Genomic DNA, 15,734 nt, shown 5'->3' on the forward strand with positions numbered 1-15,734 from the left:
GGGGCCTCGCCACGGCGCAGGCCCCGCGCCCTGCCCGCCAGCCAGCGCCATGCGCAGGATCTTCGCCATGGACCTTGGGCCTGCTCAACACGCCAGGCCACCCATGGTCCTACATTGACCGGAGCAGAAAGAGAGGACTCTTTCGCACCGAATGAACTGAACATATGCCCCAGGGCATGCCGGAGAAAATTGCAATGCTGACCTTTGACGACGACGCCACCCTCTCGAACACGCCCAGCGGCGCGGAGGCTGCGCCGAGCACCACACACAAGCGCGTGAATGCCGCCGACAAGCGCATCATCAATGCCAAGACCGACGTCAATCAGCTGGTGCCGTTCAAGTACAAGTGGGCCTGGGAAAAGTATCTGGCCACCTGCGCCAACCACTGGATGCCGCAGGAAGTGAACATGAACCGCGACATCGCCCTGTGGAAGGACCCCAACGGCCTGACCGAGGACGAGCGCCGCATCATCAAGCGCAACCTGGGCTTCTTCGTGACGGCCGATTCGCTGGCCGCCAACAACATCGTGCTGGGCACCTACCGCCACATCACGGCGCCCGAGTGCCGCCAGTTCCTGCTGCGCCAAGCCTTCGAGGAAGCCATCCACACCCACGCCTACCAGTACATCGTGGAGTCGCTGGGCCTGGATGAGGGCGAGATCTTCAACGCCTATCTCGAAGTCCCCTCCATCCGCGACAAGGACGAATTCCTGATCCCCTTCATCGAAGCGATCATGGACCCCGCCTTCAAGACCGGCACCTTCGAAACCGACCAGACCCTGCTCAAGTCGCTGATCGTTTTCGCCTGCCTGATGGAGGGCCTGTTCTTCTACGTGGGCTTCACGCAGATCCTTGCGCTGGGCCGCCAAAACAAGATGACCGGCGCCGCCGAGCAGTACCAATACATCCTGCGCGACGAGTCCATGCACTGCAACTTCGGCATCGACCTGATCAACCAGCTCAAGCTCGAAAATCCACAGCTGTGGACACCCGAATTCAAGGAAGAAATCACGGCGCTTTTCGTCAAGGCCGTCGAGCTGGAATACCGCTACGCAGAGGACACCATGCCGCGCGGCGTGCTCGGAATGAACGCATCGATGTTCAAGGGCTACCTGCGCTACATCGCCAACCGCCGCGCCACGCAGATCGGCCTTGAGGCCCTGTTCCCCAACGAGGAAAACCCGTTCCCCTGGATGAGCGAGATGATCGATTTGAAGAAGGAACGTAACTTCTTTGAGACACGCGTCATCGAGTATCAAACCGGCGGCGCACTTTCCTGGGATTAATCGCTTCTCTGCAGGCACAATGCGAACCATGACGCGCTTCACGCTTTTGCAATACCGATGGTGTTGCGGCGTGGGGCGTCTCCGTGTTCATTGCGATGCGTCACTCCACATCGCTTTGGATCGCTTCGGAGCCCCGTACCCCGAAGTGTTTTGTGCAAATCAACGAAGGAGAAGATGATGGCAACTGCGAAGAAGACGGCCTCCACCAAGGCCCCCACCGACAAGAAAACCACTGCCAAAAAGGCGGCTGCTCCCAAGGCTGAAACCGTGAAGAAAACCACGGCCACTGCCAAGGCAGCACCCGTCAAGAAGGCTGCTGCACCTGCTGTGAAGAAGGCTGCAGCTCCTGCTGCCAAGAAGGCCGCTGCACCTGCTGCAAAGAAGGCTGCCGCTCCTGCCAAGAAGGCTGCTGCTCCTGCTGCGAAGAAGGCTGCCGCTCCCGCCAAGAAGGCTGCTGCTCCTGCTGCGAAGAAGGCTGCCGCTCCCGCCAAGAAGGCTGCTGCTCCTGCTGCGAAGAAGGCTGCCGCTCCTGCCAAGAAGGCTGCTGCTCCTGCTGCGAAGAAGGCCGCCGCTCCTGCCAAGAAGGCTGCTGCTCCTGCTGCAAAGAAGGCTGCCGCTCCTGCCAAGAAGGCTGCTGCTCCTGCTGCAAAGAAGGCTGCCGCTCCTGCCAAGAAGGCTGCTGCTCCTGCTGCAAAGAAGGCTGCCGCTCCCGCCAAGAAGGCTGCTGCACCTGCCGCAAAGAAGGCCGCAGCTCCCGCCAAGAAGGCTGCTGCACCTGCCGCAAAGAAGGCCGCAGCTCCCGCCAAGAAGGCTGCTGCACCTGCTGCCAAGAAGGCCGCTGCTCCCGCTGCCACAAAGGCTGCTGCACCTGCCGCGAAGAAGGCCGCTGCTCCCGCCAAGAAGGCTGCCGCTCCTGCTGCTGCCAAGAAGCCCGCTGCAGCTGCCAAGCCTGCCGCAGCGCCCGCCAAGGCCGCAGCAGCTCCTGCCGCTCCCGCCAAGAAGGCTGCAGCCCCGAAGAAGGCCGCTGCCCCCAAGAAGGCCGCAGCAGCTCCCGCCGCTGCCGCGCCTGCAGCTCCCGCTGCCGCACCCGCGCCCATCGCGCAAACCCGCCTGGCTCCCCAAGCCGCATGGCCCTTCCCCACAGGCAACAAGCCCTGAGACTTTTCCGGTCTCAAAGCAAAAAGCCCGGCTCTTTGGAGTCGGGCTTTTTTCATTATGAAGACGGCGGCTGCGCCGCCGGCCGGTGATCCCGGCTTCAGGGCTGGGCGAAGTCCAGCACGTAGTTCTGCGGGCCACGGCTGGCAATCTTGAGCGCGCCCAGGCGGTTGCCCAGTTCGGCGCAACGCACCAGGTCCCAGCCACGCTCCAGGCCGAACAGCATGGCGCCACGCCATGCGTCGCCACATCCCGTGGGATCGACCACGGCGGCGGGCTGCACCGGCGCCACCAGGGTCTTGGCGCCTTGCACCCAGACCTCGCAGCCCTCTGCCCCCAGCGTCACCACCAGGCCTTGCACCTGCCCGGAAATCTGCTCCAGGCTCCAGCCCGTGCGCTCGCTGAGCATGCGGGCCTCGTAGTCGTTCACGGCCACCCAGTCAGCCTGCTCGATGAAGCTGCGCAGCTCCTGTCCATCGAACATGGGCAGGCCCTGGCCTGGATCGAAGACAAAGGGAATCCCGGCCGCCTTGAACTGCTGGGCATGCTCGAGCATGGCCTGGCGGCCATCGGGCGCAATGATGCCCACGCGCACCTGCTCCTTGAGCTCTGGCGTGATGCGGTTGCCGTGGGCCTGCATCATGGCGCCCGGGTGGAAGGCCGTGATCTGGTTGTTGTCACGGTCCGTCATGATCATGCACTGGGCCGTGTGCGTGTCCTGCAGCTGGCCGATGTGCGCGGTCTGCACGCCCAGTTCGTCGAGGCGCTGCACATAGTCGGCGCCGTCGCTGCCCACCATGGCCATGGGCCAGGCATCGCCGCCCAGCAAGCGCAGGGCGTAGGCGATGTTGCCGGCGCAGCCGCCGAAATCGCGGCGCAGCGTGGGCACCAGGAAGGACACATTGAGGATGTGCAACTGGTCAGGCAGGATCTGGTCGGCAAACCTTCCCTCGAAGGTCATGATGTTGTCGAACGCAAGCGATCCGCAGATGAGAGCGGCCATGGTGTGTCTCGGCTTTCTTGAAAAGTCAGGGGGATTCAGGGATAAAAAACCAGGGCGCGATAGCCGGCCACGGCCGCCTCCAGGCCTTGCACTTCGACCGGAGCCGTCACGCTCCACTCGCCATGGCCCTCGATCTGCGCGGGCGCGCCGAACTGATCAAGCCGGATCACGCGCCGCAGCAGCAGCTTGTCCTGGGCATCGGTGAGCGTGAGTTCGACAGCGGGCATGGCCACGGGGAAGTCGGAACGGTTCTCCAGGCTCAGGCTCCACTGGTACTGGCCGCTGCGCGGCAACTGCCGAAAGCCCGAACTGCCGATCACCACGTCGCCGATCTGGCGGCGCGGCTGCAGCTCGCAGCCCGCCATGGCGCACAGGGCCTGCAGCGCGGGCGCCAGCGAAGGATGCTGCACGGCCAGCGCATCGCGCTGGCCCCACATGACCTGGCCTGCCAAGGCGCCCACGCCCAGCAGGCTGCCAAGCACAAGCGCCACGCGCACGGCAGGCCGGCGCCAGAATGCCTTGCGCCGCGCCTGGCGCACAAAGCCGGGCTCGGCCTCGGGCAGCGCGGCCGCAGCCTCACCGCTGCCTTCGCCATCGCTGTCGGGCCAGCGGGAGAACTCCGGCGAAGGCACGGAGGCCTGCGCCTGCGGCTCCGATTCCCGCAGCAGGCCGGTTGGCACGGACGGCGCAGGCGCATCGGACGACTTGTCGGATGGCTTGTCAGATGGCTTATGGGGCCGTGTGAACGGCGCGCTTTCCTCATCCTTTGCCGGTGCGGGCACAGGAGCCGCAGTGTCAGGCTCGGGTCCGAGCAGGCCGTCAACGGCCTGCTCGGCCTGGGCAGCGGGCGGGGACTTCGGCGCTGCCCGGGACGCAGCCAGGATCTCGTCCACCAGCGACGCTCCAGGCAGCGCGCTGCCCGACTCTTCGGCGGCACTGGCGGAGGGGTCCTTCGCGGTCACGGGGGACGGAGGCGGAGCCTCAGGAGCCGGCACCTCGGCCGGCGGCATGGACGGCGAAGGCTCGGCCCTGGCAGCCGCAGCCGTGGTTGCGGTGGATACCGCAGGTGCGGCAGGTACGGCAGGTGCCGCAGGTACAGAGGGTGCAACAGGTGCAGCAGGCCCCGATGCGGCCCGCCCCGGCAATCCGCTCGGCGCCGTCGGCAGCCACATGGATTCCCTGAATTCGCGGATGTCATCGTCCTCGAATTCGGCCGGGTTGTGCGATGCCCCGCCGGCCACCGGAGTGCCGGCCACCGAGGTGCCGGCCGCGTTCACAGGTGCCGTGGGCAGGGGCTGCAGATCCTCGGAGGCATCGAACACTTCATGGCAGACGCCGCAGCGCACCCACCCCTGCGAAATTCGCAGCTGGTCGGCCACCACTTTGAAGCGGGTTCCACAGGCAGGACAGCGGGTGACTTGGCTCATCAGCGATCGATTGTAGGCAGCTGCTCGCGGCCCGCGCCACGAAGGCGGCGGCCGCGCGGGGACTCGGGCCGGAAATCAGGCCGCGCGGCGCGCGGTCATCAGGATCCAGCCATCTTCGCTGTCGGCCACTTCCAGCGCCAGGTACGGCGCATAGGCCTCCTTGAGCTCGTCGGCCTGGCGCTCCAGGATACCGGCCAGCACCAGGCTTCCACCCGCTGCCACGCGGCCGCACAGCAGCGGTGCCAGCACCTTGAGCGGCGTGGCCAGGATGTTGGCCAGCACGGTGCGGTATTCGCCGTTGCCGGCATCGGGCAGGCCCGCCTTCAGTTGCACGGCGTTGGCGTCGGCGTTGTAGCGCGTGGACTCCACGGCAGCCGGGTCGATGTCCACCGCGTCGATGTCGGTGGCACCGAACTTGGCCGCGCCAATGGCCAGGATGCCCGAGCCGCAGCCGTAGTCCAGCGTGCGGCCAAGACTGCCTTGGGGCTGGCGGGCGATCCAGCGCAGGCACATGCGTGTGGTCGGGTGCGTGCCCGTGCCAAAGGCCAGGCCCGGGTCCAGGCGGATGCTCACGCGCGCCTCGGGCGGCAACTCGTGCCAGGTGGGAACAATCCAGAATTCGGGCGTGATGTCCACCGGGGCGAACTGCGACTGCGTCAGGCGCACCCAGTCCTGCTCCGGCACCTGCTTGACGGCGATGATGCTGCAGCCCTCGAAGAAGTCCTGGGGCAGCAGCAGATCACGCGCCTCTTCGGCCGCTTGCTGCGAGGGGAACAGCGCCACCAGGCGGCTGCGCTGCCAGCCGTCCTTGGGCGGCGGCATGCCGGGCTCGCCAAACAGGGCTTGCTCGGCCTCGGTCTGCGCGTCGGCATCCTCCACCGATACGCTCAGGGCGTCCAGCGCATCCAGTGCATCGCTGACGGTCTCAACCCGGTCTTCCGGGCACAGCAGGCTCAACTCGAACATGGGCCCATCCTTTTCTATGCAATAAATGAAAATGCTGGCCGCCGTCGCCGGGGGCCAGCATGCAGGGTCAATCGGGCGACCTGCTCAACGCTTGTTGGCGTTGCGGTGCGCCAGCCACTCTTCCAGGTAATGGATGTTGGTGCCGCCTTCCATGAACTTGGCGTCCACCATCAGATCCTGATGCAGCGGGATATTGGTCTTGATGCCTTCGACCACGGTCTCCAGCAGCGCCGTGCGCATGCGCGCCAGCGCCTGCTCGCGCGTGTCGCCATGGACGATGATCTTGCCGATCATGGAGTCGTAGTTCGGCGGCACGAAGTAGTTGTTATAGACGTGCGAGTCCACGCGCACGCCGGGGCCACCGGGGGCATGCCACATGGTGATGCGGCCCGGCGACGGCATGAAGTTGTAGGGATCCTCGGCATTCACGCGGCACTCGATCGCATGGCCCTTGAGCTGAGCATTGATCTGGCGCTGGGTGAAGGGCAGCTTCTCGCCTGCGGCCACCATGATCTGGGTGCGCACGATGTCCACGCCCGTGATCAGTTCGGTCACCGGATGCTCCACCTGCACGCGGGTGTTCATCTCGATGAAGTAGAACTCGCCGTTTTCAAAGAGGAACTCGAAGGTGCCGGCGCCACGGTAGCCCAGCTTCTTGCAGGCAGCGGCGCAGCGCTCGCCGATCTTCTCGACCAGGCGGCGCGGAATGCCCGGAGCCGGCGCTTCCTCGATGACCTTCTGGTGGCGGCGCTGCATGGAGCAGTCGCGCTCGCCCAGGTAGACCGCGTTGCGGTGGTTGTCCGCCAGGATCTGGATTTCCACATGGCGCGGGTTCTGCAGGAACTTTTCCATGTAGACGGCCGGATTGCCGAAGGCCGCACCGGCCTCGGCCTTGGTCATCTGCACGGCATTGATCAGCGCCGCCTCGGTATGCACCACGCGCATGCCACGGCCACCGCCGCCGCCTGCGGCCTTGATGATCACCGGATAGCCCACGGCCTTGGCGATGCGGCGGATCTGCACGGGATCGTCAGGCAGCTCGCCATCCGAGCCGGGCACGCAGGGGACGCCCGCCTTGATCATGGCCTGCTTGGCCGAGACCTTGTCACCCATGGTGCGGATGTTCTCGGGCGTGGGGCCGATGAAGGTGAAACCGCTCTTTTCCACGCGCTCGGCAAAGTCGGCGTTCTCGCTGAGAAAGCCGTAGCCGGGGTGGATGGCCTCGGCGTCGGTCACCTCGGCGGCCGAGATGATGGCCGGCATGTTGAGGTAGCTCAGCGGCGAAGGCGCGGGGCCGATGCACACGGCCTCATCGGCCAGCTTGACGTACTTTGCGTCACGGTCGGCCTCGGAATACACCATCACCGCCTTGATGCCCAGTTCACGGCAGGCGCGCTGGATGCGCAGGGCAATCTCGCCCCGGTTGGCAACCAAAATTTTCTTAAACATGAAGGTCCTCGCGACTTGGTGCCTGCGCCGGTACGCAGGCCGAAGCCGTCAGTTGAGCCAATTGCTCTGTCGCGCCGCGGCATGCGTTCGCGCCAGGGCGTCGTGCCGCTTGCGGCATCGCTCGCCTGCAGGTTACTCGATCACGAACAGGGGCTGGCCGTACTCTACCGCCTGGCCGTTTTCGCCCAGGATGCGCGTGATCGTGCCGCTCTTGTCGGCTTCGATCTCGTTGAGAATCTTCATCGCCTCGATGATGCAGATGGTCTCGCCTTCCTTGACCTGGTTGCCCACTTCCACGAAGGGCTTGCCGCCAGGGCTGGAGGCGCGGTAGAAAGTACCGACCATGGGCGACTTCACCACGTGGCCGGAGACGGCTGCCTCGGCCGGTGCCGCCACGGGCGCTGCGGGGGCAGCGGCGACGGGTGCCGCCATCGGCGCGGCCATGGGAGCTTGCATGGGCGCTGCCACATAGTGCTGCACCACGGCGCCTTCGCTCTTGACGATCCGGACCTTGCCCTCTGCTTCGGTGATCTCCAGTTCCGACACGTTCGATTCGGACACCAGATCAATGAGGGTCTTGAGTTTTCGCAAATCCATGGGAGCTCCAGCGGCTAACAACTAAATAGGGCGCGAATTTACTCCAATTTCGCCCTTCTGCGTGCTTTGAGGCATATTTTTCATCAACGTCGCCATGGAATTCAGGGCATTTCCTGAGCTTTCACAGCTTCGATGATGCGAAAAATCAGCCTTTTGCGCTCCAGGAAGCCAGATCTTCGGTAGTAAGCTCACCTATTTTACGTTGCTGCACCATGCCATCTTCGCCGAGCAGCACGGTGAAGGGCAGTCCGCCCTGCAGATTGCCCAGCGAGCGGGTCAGGCCCAGACCGCCTTCCACCGCCAGCGCCACAGGGAAACGCAGGGGTGTGCGCCCCAGGAAGCGCTGCACGGCCTCTGGCTTGTCCACGGCCAGGCCAATGACCTGAATACCATGCTGGTTTTGGCGCGCCGAGAAGGCATCGAGCATGGGCAGCTCGCGCACGCAGGGCGGGCACCAGGTGGCCCAGAAATTGACCAGCACCGGCTTGCCGCGCCAGCGCGACAGCGTCATGGCCGAGCCATCGGGCGTGATGAAGCGCTGCTGCCACAGCTGCTCTTCGGCACTGGCATCCATGGCGTGCGGCTGAAAACGCCACCACGCAAACCCTGCCCCACCCAGGCCTGCGGCGGCGGCAACGCCGCCCATCAGCCAACGGCGGCGGGAAGATGTGTTTTGCCCTGCATCCACTGAATCAGCCACGGTCGGCCTCCTCTTCATCCTGATCCAACAGCCTGCGCAGCGCCTCGGCGCTGCCGCGCGGGCTGCGCCCCTGGCCGTCGGGCTTGAGTGCGCCACGCAGATCATCATGGTCGTACACCAGCAGATGCACGCCCACGGACTCGTTCAAAGGGCGGCAGAAGGCGTGGATGCTCAAGGCCTCCACGGCCTGCCCCGTAAAGCCGGTGACGGTGCTGGGCTCGTACTCCACATGCTGGTTGATCAGCGCGATCTCGGCCGACTTGGGATCGTCGCAGAACAGCTGCAGGTAAATATCGGACAGGCGGGTGGCTGTGCCGCGCCAGACGGCGCCGGCCAGATGGGGCCGGAATTCGGCCAGGCGGTCCATCCATTGCAGGGCCAGTTCGCGCAGGGCCTGCAGTTCCTGGGGCTGGGTGTCGGCGCAGAACAGGGCAATGTATTCGCGCACGGCCTCTTCCACCAGGTCGTTGCCCGGCAGCGCGGTGCGCGCGGGCAGCCCCAGCTGGCGAAGTGCGCGGTGCTTGGCAGCCCCCCATTCCAGCCCTTCCTCGACCACGAGGCGGGCCGCGGTCTGGGCAATTTCGGCAGTGGCTTGGTCCATGGCTTTCCGATCCGCTGTATCCCTACATATATATAAGAGGCCTTCCCTGTGGATGGCCCCGGGCCATTGTGACCCAAGCCGCGGCACCGCCGGCCGCAGACGGGCTTTGCACGTTCCCGCCAGCGCCTTGCACCGGCGATTTCGCAACCTTGTGTTTCCGGGACCCGGTGCCTGCTGGGCCGCAAGCTCCTGTTTTTGCAGGACAGCCCTCCCGGACATGACGGCAACCGTAGAATGCCCGGCCATGCACATACATATTCTGGGCATCTGCGGCACCTTCATGGGCGGACTGGCCGCACTGGCGCGCGAGGCAGGGCACCGCGTCACAGGCTGCGACGCCGGCGTCTATCCGCCGATGAGCGATCAGTTGCGTGCACTGGGCATCGACCTGATCGAGGGCTACGGCGCCGACCAGATGGCCCTGCAACCCGACATGTATGTCGTGGGCAACGTGGTCAGCCGCGCACGGCTGCCCGATGGCAGCCCCAAATTCCCGCTGATGGAGGCGATTCTTGAAAGCGGCGCCCCCTACACCAGCGGTCCGCAATGGCTTTGCGAACAGGTGCTGCACCATCCGTCCTGCCCGCGCCATGTGCTGGCCGTGGCCGGCACCCACGGCAAGACGACCACGACGTCGATGCTGGCCTGGATTCTCGAATGCGCAGGCCTGGCTCCGGGCTTTCTGGTCGGCGGCGTGCCACTGGACTTCGGCGTCTCGGCCCGCCTGGGCGCATCCAGCCGCCCGACGCCAGGCCAGGGGCCGGCCGGCGCGGAGCCCGTCTTCGTCATCGAGGCCGATGAATACGACACGGCCTTTTTCGACAAACGCAGCAAGTTCGTGCACTACCGCCCGCGCACGGCCGTGCTCAACAACCTGGAGTTCGACCACGCCGACATCTTCGAGGACCTCGGCGCCATCGAACGCCAGTTCCACCATCTCGTGCGCACCGTTCCCGCCTCCGGGCGGCTGGTGGTCAACGGCATAGAGGAAAGCATCACCCGCGTGCTGCACCAGGGCTGCTGGAGCGAGGTCTCCAGCTTCGGTGCGGTGGTCAGCGATTTCAGTGCCCAGGGCGATCCCAGCGCCTTCGACGTGCTGCACCGTGGCCACAAGGTCGCGCGCCTGGAATGGGCACTCACCGGGGAGCACAACCAGCTCAATGCGCTGGCCGCCATTGCAGCGGCCGAGCACGTGGGCGTGACGCCGGCGCAGGCCTGCGAAGCGCTGGCGCGCTTTCAGAACGTCAAGCGACGCATGGAGCTGCGCGGCATGGCGGGTGGCGTGTCCGTCTACGACGACTTCGCCCACCATCCCACGGCCATCCGCACCACGCTGGACGGCCTGCGCCGCAAGCTCGGCAGCCAGGCACGCATCCTGGCGGTGTTCGAGCCGCGCAGCAACACCATGAAGCTGGGCACCATGAAGTCGCAACTGCCCTGGGCCCTGGAAAGCGCCGATCTGGTGTTCTGCCACACGGCCGGCCTGGACTGGGATGCTGCCGAGGCGCTGCGCCCCCTGGGCGTGGGAGCCGGCCACAAGGCGCAGGTGGCTTCAGACATCGATACGCTGATCGGGCAGATCCGCGCTGCCGCCCGCCCCGGTGACCACGTGGTGTGCATGAGCAATGGCGGCTTCGGCGGCATTCACCCCAAGCTGCTGGCGGCGCTGCAGGCCGCAGGCTGACCCGGGCACGGCCCCCAATGAAAGAAGCCCGGGTCATGCCCAGGCTTCTTTGCTGTATCGCTATCTGTCCGTCGTCAGTAACTGATGGACATGGCCGGCACATCGACACGGATCAGCGGCTTGGACAGCACGGCCTGGGCGGCCACGGCATAGCTGTTGCGCCATTGCTCGTCGTCGAACAGCCCGGAGCGCGAACGCGCCGCACGCGCCACCACCACCAGCTTGTCGGCCAGCAGAACCTTGCCGCTGGCGCGCAGGGGTTCGCAGTCCATGGAGATGAACTGCTGGTCCAGCCAATGCCGTCCTTCATCGGAACTCATGGGGGTGAGCCCGCTGGTGTCCGTGCGGTACTCTTGTCCGGCATCCAACACCACAATCACTTCGCTGCGCATGGAACTCCTCTCTTCATTACGGGATACGACCCTGTGCCCGCTCATGCAGACAGGGCTGTCACTCATGCCCTGAGCTTAACCGCAAGCGCCTTTTCCACACCCCGGGCAAGCTGACATGCCTCAAGTGCCAGAGACTGGCACGGGCGCTGGAGTCGGCACTGCCGCCAGCAGGTGTTTCAAGGCCTGCCCGCGCCTGCCCAAAGGTGCAAACGTACAATGGCCGACAGATTTGGCCCCGTTTTTTCATGGACCTCACCGCATGACAACCGACACCACGCACCAGAAACTGCTCGACCAGTTGCAGCAACTCGAAGACGAGTTGCGCAGCCAGAGCCTCTGGTCGGCCGTGGCGCCCAGCCCTGAGGCCATGGCATCGACCATGCCGTTCATGTACGACACGCTCAAGCTGCAGGAATGGCTGCAGTGGGTTTTCCTGCCCCGGCTGCGTGCCGTGGTCGATGCCCGCGGCCAGCTGCCCTGCCAAAGCCACGTGCATCCACTGGCCGAGCATGAATGGAGCCAGCCCGTGGCATTCGACAAGCGCCAGTTGCTGGCTCTGCTGCTGGGCATAGACGACACGCTGAACCAGGGCGGACTGACCCCGCCGGACGCCACGCCGCCACACTGAACAAGCAAACCGGGACATGGAAAAAACGGGGCATGCAGGCCCCGTTTTCTTTTCCGGCTCAGGCGGCAACCAGGGCCGCAGCCGGCTCGGGATGCTTGACGCGGCGCTGCTGCACGGCGTCGGACAGCTCGGCCAGCGTTGCCAGGGAATCATCCCAGCCCAGGCAGGCATCGGTGATGCTCTGGCCGTAGGTCAGCGCAGCCACCTCATCCTTGCCGGGCGTGAACTTCTGGGCGCCGCCCACGAGATGACCCTCGATCATCACGCCGAAGACGCTGCGCGAGCCGCCGCTGATCTGTCCGGCGATGTCGCGTGCCACATCCTTTTGGCGCTCATGCTGCTTGGAGCTGTTGGCGTGGCTGCAGTCCACCATCAGCGTGGGAGGCAGGCCGGCCTTTTCCAGATCCTCGCAGGCAGCGGCCACGTTGGCCGCGTCGTAGTTGGGGGTCTTGCCGCCGCGCAGGATGACGTGGCAATCCTGGTTGCCCGCCGTGTTCACGATGGCAACCTGGCCATTCTTGTGCACGGACAGGAAGTGGTGGCCGCGGCTGGCCGACTGGATGGCGTCGGTGGCGATGCGGATGTTGCCGTCCGTGCCGTTCTTGAAGCCGATGGGCGCCGAGATGCCCGAGGCCAGTTCACGGTGGACCTGGCTTTCCGTGGTGCGCGCACCGATGGCGCCCCAGCTGATCAGATCGGCGATGTACTGGGGCGAGATCACGTCCAGGAACTCGCTGGCGGCCGGCACGCCCAGGCGGTTGATGTCGATCAGCAGTTGCCGCGCAATGCGCAGGCCTTCGTCGATGCGGTAGCTCTGGTCCAGGTAGGGATCGTTGATCAAACCCTTCCAGCCCACGGTGGTGCGCGGCTTTTCGAAGTAAACGCGCATCACGATCTCCAGCGTGTCCTTGTACTGCTCGCGTATGGGCGCCAGGCGGCGTGCGTACTCGATGGCGGCCGCCGGATCGTGGATGGAGCAGGGGCCGACGATGACCAGCAGGCGGTCATCCTCGCCAGCCATGATGTTGTGGATGGTGCGGCGGGTGTCGCCGATCAGGGTTTCGACGGCCGTACCGCGGATGGGGAAGAAGCGAATGAGGTGCTCGGGAGGGGGCAACACGGTGATGTCCTTGATACGTGCGTCGTCGGTTTGGCCAGTCTTTTGGGAACCGCCGCGATACCAGGAATCGGCGAGGGAAGCTTGATGAGCAGTCATTGCTTGCTTTCGTGAGGAAAGATGGATCGTGGAAAACGGAGCGAAGAATCGGGAGGGAAAAACAAAAAACCGCCGGGCTTTACAGCTTCGGCGGTTTTGAGGGAGGTTTGTTCGGGTGCGCGCGCTTACCTCTCTTCCGCCGGGGAGGAGAACCAAAAGTAAAAGTAGAAGGAGGTACGGGCTTGCATGGGGATCGAATGTAGCACAGTCATTTTTCGCAGTGCAACATGGACATGAAGGCGGGGAAGCTGCCGTTCACCGTGCCACAGAGAGAAAGCACAAAATCATTGACGCAATAAAACTGCTTTTTTCTCAGTTTCACGCAAAAATTCTTCATGCATATGTAGAAAATCACGATGCCATGCAGTTTTATTGCCATAAGCCATGAAAACGTGCAAACCCCGGGAAATGATGCATCTGCGCGTCACGCAGGGGCGCGATCAACGCCGCAGCAACGCGTCACGCAGCCTGCGCAGGGCCCGGCGCACGGCACTCAAGGGTTGCCATCGGCGCGCCTTGTAACCAGACAGGATGGAAGTCACATCGGCTTCGCCGGCCACGGCAGCGGATTCGGCAAACATGTCCGTCAGCAGGCAGGCATCGCCCAGCAGACGCCAGCCCAGGCGCTCGCAGCGGCGGAAGTGCTCGGGCTCCTGGGCATCGCCCACCAGCACGGACTGCTGCCAGGCGTGGACGGCCTCCCTGAAGCCTTTGAGCAGACGCTGGTAGGCAGGAAATTCGTAGAGGGCATGCCAGCCCGTGGCCAGCGTGGTGAGAAAGTGCTGGTGGTCCAGCACCGCCAGGTCAAGCTGCTGTATGGCGTCTTCCACCGCGGGGCGCGGGCTGCCCGCATAGCGCACGCGCACGGACTCGTCCAGCGCGACGGCCAGCAAGGCCAGTTGCTGGTGCATGGGCTGCAGGTCGCCCACGATCAGCTCATGCTGCCAGAAGCGGCTCAGCCGCGACTCGCCGGCCCAGGCACGCCATTGCTTCGGCAGGCTGCGCAGGGGATGGACGGAGGTCCGCGGGCCTGGCCGGGAGGAAAAGGAAAGCTGGGTCATGGAATCGGCGCCGGGCGGCGCCCACCGAACGCGGCGGGCCGCGTCAGGCAGGACAGGGCCCGGCCTGCCGTGCAGGGCGCGGGCATGGGACCGTCAGGCCGTGCCGCCCACCGTCAGGCCGTCGATGCGCAGCGTGGGCTGGCCCACGCCCACAGGCACGCTCTGGCCTTCCTTGCCGCAGGTGCCCACGCCGCTGTCCAGGCGCATGTCGTTGCCGATCATGGTGATGTGCTTGAGCGATTCCGGGCCGCTGCCCACGATGGTCGCGCCCTTGACGGGGTACTGGATCTTGCCGTTCTCGACCCAATAGGCCTCGCTGGCGGAGAACACGAACTTGCCGCTGGTGATATCGACCTGGCCGCCGCCGAAGTTGGTGGCGTACAGGCCCTTCTTGATCGAGGCCACGATTTCCTGCGGCTCCCGGTCGCCACCGAGCATGTAGGTGTTGGTCATGCGCGGCATGGGAATGTGGGCATAGCTTTCGCGGCGGCCGTTGCCCGTGGGCTTGACGCCCATCAGGCGGGCATTCATCGCGTCCTGGATGTAACCCTTGAGGATGCCGTCCTCGATCAGCACATTGCTCTGGCTGGTGCAACCTTCGTCATCGACGTTGAGCGAGCCACGGCGATCGGCCAGCGTGCCGTCATCCAGCACGGTGACGCCCTTGGCAGCCACGCGCTGGCCGATGCGGCCGCTGAAGGCGCTGGCGCCCTTGCGGTTGAAGTCGCCTTCCAGACCGTGGCCCACGGCTTCATGCAGCAGCACGCCGGGCCAGCCGGGGCCAAGCACCACGGTCATCTCGCCAGCCGGCGCGGGACGGGATTCCAGGTTGGTGAGGGCCGCGCTCACGGCCTCGTCCACGTACTGGGTGATCTGCTCGTCGCTGAAATAGGCCAGGCCGAAACGGCCACCGCCGCCGGCAGAGCCCACCTCACGCCGGCCCTTTTGCTCGGCGATCACGGTAACCGACAGGCGCACCAGCGGCCGCACGTCGGCCGCCAGCGTGCCATCGGCACGGGCCACCAGCACCACGTCGTACTCGCTGGCCAGGCCGGCCATGACCTGGACCACGCGCGGGTCCTTGGCGCGAGCCAGTTTCTCGACCTTGCCCAGCAGCTCGACCTTGGCCGTGCTGTCCAGCGTGGCGATGGGGTCCAGACCGGGATACAACGAGCGGCTTTGCGCAATCTTGGGAGCATTGGCGCGCACGCGCTTGCTCTGGGCCGCGCCCGAGATGGAGCGCACGGTGCGCGCGGCATCCAGCAGCGAGGCTTCGGAAATATCGTCGGAATAGGCAAATGCCGTCTTCTCGCCACTGACCGCACGCACGCCCACTCCCTGGTCGATGCTGAAGCTGCCGGTCTTGACGATGCCCTCTTCCAGGCTCCAGCCTTCGGCGCGGGTGTACTGGAAGTAGAGGTCGGCGTCGTCGACCTGGTGGCTGCGGATCTCGGCCAGTGCGCGCGCGAGATGGGTTTCATCGAGCCCGAAGGGCTCAAGCAGCAACTGGCGCGCTGTGGCCAGGCGTTCAATGGTGGGTTCGCGGGAGATCATTCACGCATTGTAGAG

The 15,734-nt window shown here is 65.3% G+C and carries 15 protein-coding genes; 4 read left to right on the forward strand and 11 right to left on the reverse strand.

Annotation, left to right across the window (positions count from 1 at the left end):
* The first annotated feature begins 194 nt into the window (after nt 1-194).
* On the forward strand, nt 195-1,286 hold the full coding sequence (locus IB269_RS11350; protein ID WP_012203430.1) for a ribonucleotide-diphosphate reductase subunit beta: 1,092 nt from the start codon (nt 195-197) through the stop codon (nt 1,284-1,286).
* A gap of 177 nt (nt 1,287-1,463) precedes the next feature.
* Nucleotides 1,464-2,444: a hypothetical protein gene (locus IB269_RS11355; RefSeq protein WP_063328011.1), complete on the forward strand. Its 981-nt coding sequence runs from the start codon at nt 1,464-1,466 to the stop codon at nt 2,442-2,444.
* 97 nt (nt 2,445-2,541) lie between these two features.
* On the opposite strand, the gene IB269_RS11360 is transcribed toward IB269_RS11355, so the two are convergent.
* From IB269_RS11360 to IB269_RS11390, 7 genes are all read right to left on the reverse strand, one after another.
* Complete coding sequence (locus IB269_RS11360; protein WP_012203428.1) at nt 2,542-3,444, reverse strand: carbohydrate kinase family protein; 903 nt, start codon at nt 3,442-3,444, stop codon at nt 2,542-2,544.
* A gap of 35 nt (nt 3,445-3,479) precedes the next feature.
* Entirely contained in the window at nt 3,480-4,871 is a 1,392-nt protein-coding gene (locus IB269_RS11365) for a zinc-ribbon and DUF3426 domain-containing protein (RefSeq protein ID WP_192367196.1), read from the reverse strand.
* Between the two features lie 75 nt (nt 4,872-4,946).
* On the reverse strand, nt 4,947-5,837 hold the full coding sequence (gene prmA, locus IB269_RS11370; protein WP_012203426.1) for a 50S ribosomal protein L11 methyltransferase: 891 nt from the start codon (nt 5,835-5,837) through the stop codon (nt 4,947-4,949).
* Nucleotides 5,838-5,921: 84 nt separating this feature from the next.
* Entirely contained in the window at nt 5,922-7,286 is a 1,365-nt protein-coding gene (gene accC / locus IB269_RS11375; RefSeq protein ID WP_012203425.1) for an acetyl-CoA carboxylase biotin carboxylase subunit, read from the reverse strand.
* A 132-nt stretch (nt 7,287-7,418) separates the two neighbouring features.
* On the reverse strand, nt 7,419-7,883 hold the full coding sequence (accB, locus tag IB269_RS11380; RefSeq protein ID WP_012203424.1) for an acetyl-CoA carboxylase biotin carboxyl carrier protein: 465 nt from the start codon (nt 7,881-7,883) through the stop codon (nt 7,419-7,421).
* A 145-nt stretch (nt 7,884-8,028) separates the two neighbouring features.
* Nucleotides 8,029-8,529, reverse strand: coding sequence for a TlpA family protein disulfide reductase (locus IB269_RS11385; RefSeq protein ID WP_034390512.1), 501 nt, complete (start codon nt 8,527-8,529; stop codon nt 8,029-8,031).
* Nucleotides 8,530-8,575: 46 nt separating this feature from the next.
* Nucleotides 8,576-9,184, reverse strand: coding sequence for a hypothetical protein (locus IB269_RS11390; RefSeq protein ID WP_013804096.1), 609 nt, complete (start codon nt 9,182-9,184; stop codon nt 8,576-8,578).
* Nucleotides 9,185-9,428: 244 nt separating this feature from the next.
* Here IB269_RS11390 and mpl point away from each other — a divergent pair, with 244 nt between their 5' ends.
* Nucleotides 9,429-10,868, forward strand: coding sequence for a UDP-N-acetylmuramate:L-alanyl-gamma-D-glutamyl-meso-diaminopimelate ligase (gene mpl, locus IB269_RS11395; RefSeq protein ID WP_192367197.1), 1,440 nt, complete (start codon nt 9,429-9,431; stop codon nt 10,866-10,868).
* Nucleotides 10,869-10,942: 74 nt separating this feature from the next.
* On the opposite strand, the gene IB269_RS11400 is transcribed toward mpl, so the two are convergent.
* Complete coding sequence (locus IB269_RS11400; RefSeq protein ID WP_012203420.1) at nt 10,943-11,260, reverse strand: hypothetical protein; 318 nt, start codon at nt 11,258-11,260, stop codon at nt 10,943-10,945.
* 259 nt (nt 11,261-11,519) lie between these two features.
* On the opposite strand from IB269_RS11400, the gene IB269_RS11405 reads away from it, so the two are divergent.
* A complete protein-coding gene (locus tag IB269_RS11405; RefSeq protein ID WP_097203576.1) occupies nt 11,520-11,888 on the forward strand; it encodes a YqcC family protein in 369 nt (122 codons plus the stop codon).
* Between the two features lie 58 nt (nt 11,889-11,946).
* Here the strand turns inward: IB269_RS11405 and IB269_RS11410 are convergent, their stop codons facing one another.
* The 3 genes from IB269_RS11410 to tldD all read right to left on the reverse strand — a co-directional run bounded on the left by IB269_RS11410 (nt 11,947) and on the right by tldD (nt 15,719).
* A complete protein-coding gene (locus IB269_RS11410) occupies nt 11,947-13,104 on the reverse strand; it encodes a 3-deoxy-7-phosphoheptulonate synthase (protein ID WP_012203418.1) in 1,158 nt (385 codons plus the stop codon).
* A 440-nt stretch (nt 13,105-13,544) separates the two neighbouring features.
* Nucleotides 13,545-14,165, reverse strand: coding sequence for a hypothetical protein (locus tag IB269_RS11415; RefSeq protein ID WP_013804100.1), 621 nt, complete (start codon nt 14,163-14,165; stop codon nt 13,545-13,547).
* Between the two features lie 93 nt (nt 14,166-14,258).
* Nucleotides 14,259-15,719: a metalloprotease TldD gene (gene tldD / locus IB269_RS11420; protein WP_012203417.1), complete on the reverse strand. Its 1,461-nt coding sequence runs from the start codon at nt 15,717-15,719 to the stop codon at nt 14,259-14,261.
* Nucleotides 15,720-15,734 lie beyond the last annotated feature (15 nt).

It is taken from the genome of Delftia sp. DLF01 (genome assembly GCF_014852125.1).
Lineage (GTDB): Bacteria > Pseudomonadota > Gammaproteobacteria > Burkholderiales > Burkholderiaceae_C > Comamonas > Comamonas acidovorans.

What these genes read in the sequence shown, in the direction of transcription:
- IB269_RS11355 (WP_063328011.1), top strand. Translation starts at nt 1,464, where the DNA reads ATGGCAACTGCGAAGAAGACGGCCTCCACCAAGGCCCCCACCGACAAG.
- accB (WP_012203424.1), bottom strand. Translation starts at nt 7,883, where the DNA reads ATGGATTTGCGAAAACTCAAGACCCTCATTGATCTGGTGTCCGAATCG.
- IB269_RS11405 (WP_097203576.1), top strand. Translation starts at nt 11,520, where the DNA reads ATGACAACCGACACCACGCACCAGAAACTGCTCGACCAGTTGCAGCAA.
- IB269_RS11410 (WP_012203418.1), bottom strand. Translation starts at nt 13,104, where the DNA reads ATGACTGCTCATCAAGCTTCCCTCGCCGATTCCTGGTATCGCGGCGGT.
- accC (WP_012203425.1), bottom strand. Translation starts at nt 7,286, where the DNA reads ATGTTTAAGAAAATTTTGGTTGCCAACCGGGGCGAGATTGCCCTGCGC.
- prmA (WP_012203426.1), bottom strand. Translation starts at nt 5,837, where the DNA reads ATGTTCGAGTTGAGCCTGCTGTGCCCGGAAGACCGGGTTGAGACCGTC.
- IB269_RS11360 (WP_012203428.1), bottom strand. Translation starts at nt 3,444, where the DNA reads ATGGCCGCTCTCATCTGCGGATCGCTTGCGTTCGACAACATCATGACC.
- IB269_RS11350 (WP_012203430.1), top strand. Translation starts at nt 195, where the DNA reads ATGCTGACCTTTGACGACGACGCCACCCTCTCGAACACGCCCAGCGGC.
- IB269_RS11390 (WP_013804096.1), bottom strand. Translation starts at nt 9,184, where the DNA reads ATGGACCAAGCCACTGCCGAAATTGCCCAGACCGCGGCCCGCCTCGTG.
- IB269_RS11365 (WP_192367196.1), bottom strand. Translation starts at nt 4,871, where the DNA reads ATGAGCCAAGTCACCCGCTGTCCTGCCTGTGGAACCCGCTTCAAAGTG.
- IB269_RS11400 (WP_012203420.1), bottom strand. Translation starts at nt 11,260, where the DNA reads ATGCGCAGCGAAGTGATTGTGGTGTTGGATGCCGGACAAGAGTACCGC.
- IB269_RS11415 (WP_013804100.1), bottom strand. Translation starts at nt 14,165, where the DNA reads ATGACCCAGCTTTCCTTTTCCTCCCGGCCAGGCCCGCGGACCTCCGTC.
- tldD (WP_012203417.1), bottom strand. Translation starts at nt 15,719, where the DNA reads ATGATCTCCCGCGAACCCACCATTGAACGCCTGGCCACAGCGCGCCAG.
- IB269_RS11385 (WP_034390512.1), bottom strand. Translation starts at nt 8,529, where the DNA reads ATGGGCGGCGTTGCCGCCGCCGCAGGCCTGGGTGGGGCAGGGTTTGCG.
- mpl (WP_192367197.1), top strand. Translation starts at nt 9,429, where the DNA reads ATGCACATACATATTCTGGGCATCTGCGGCACCTTCATGGGCGGACTG.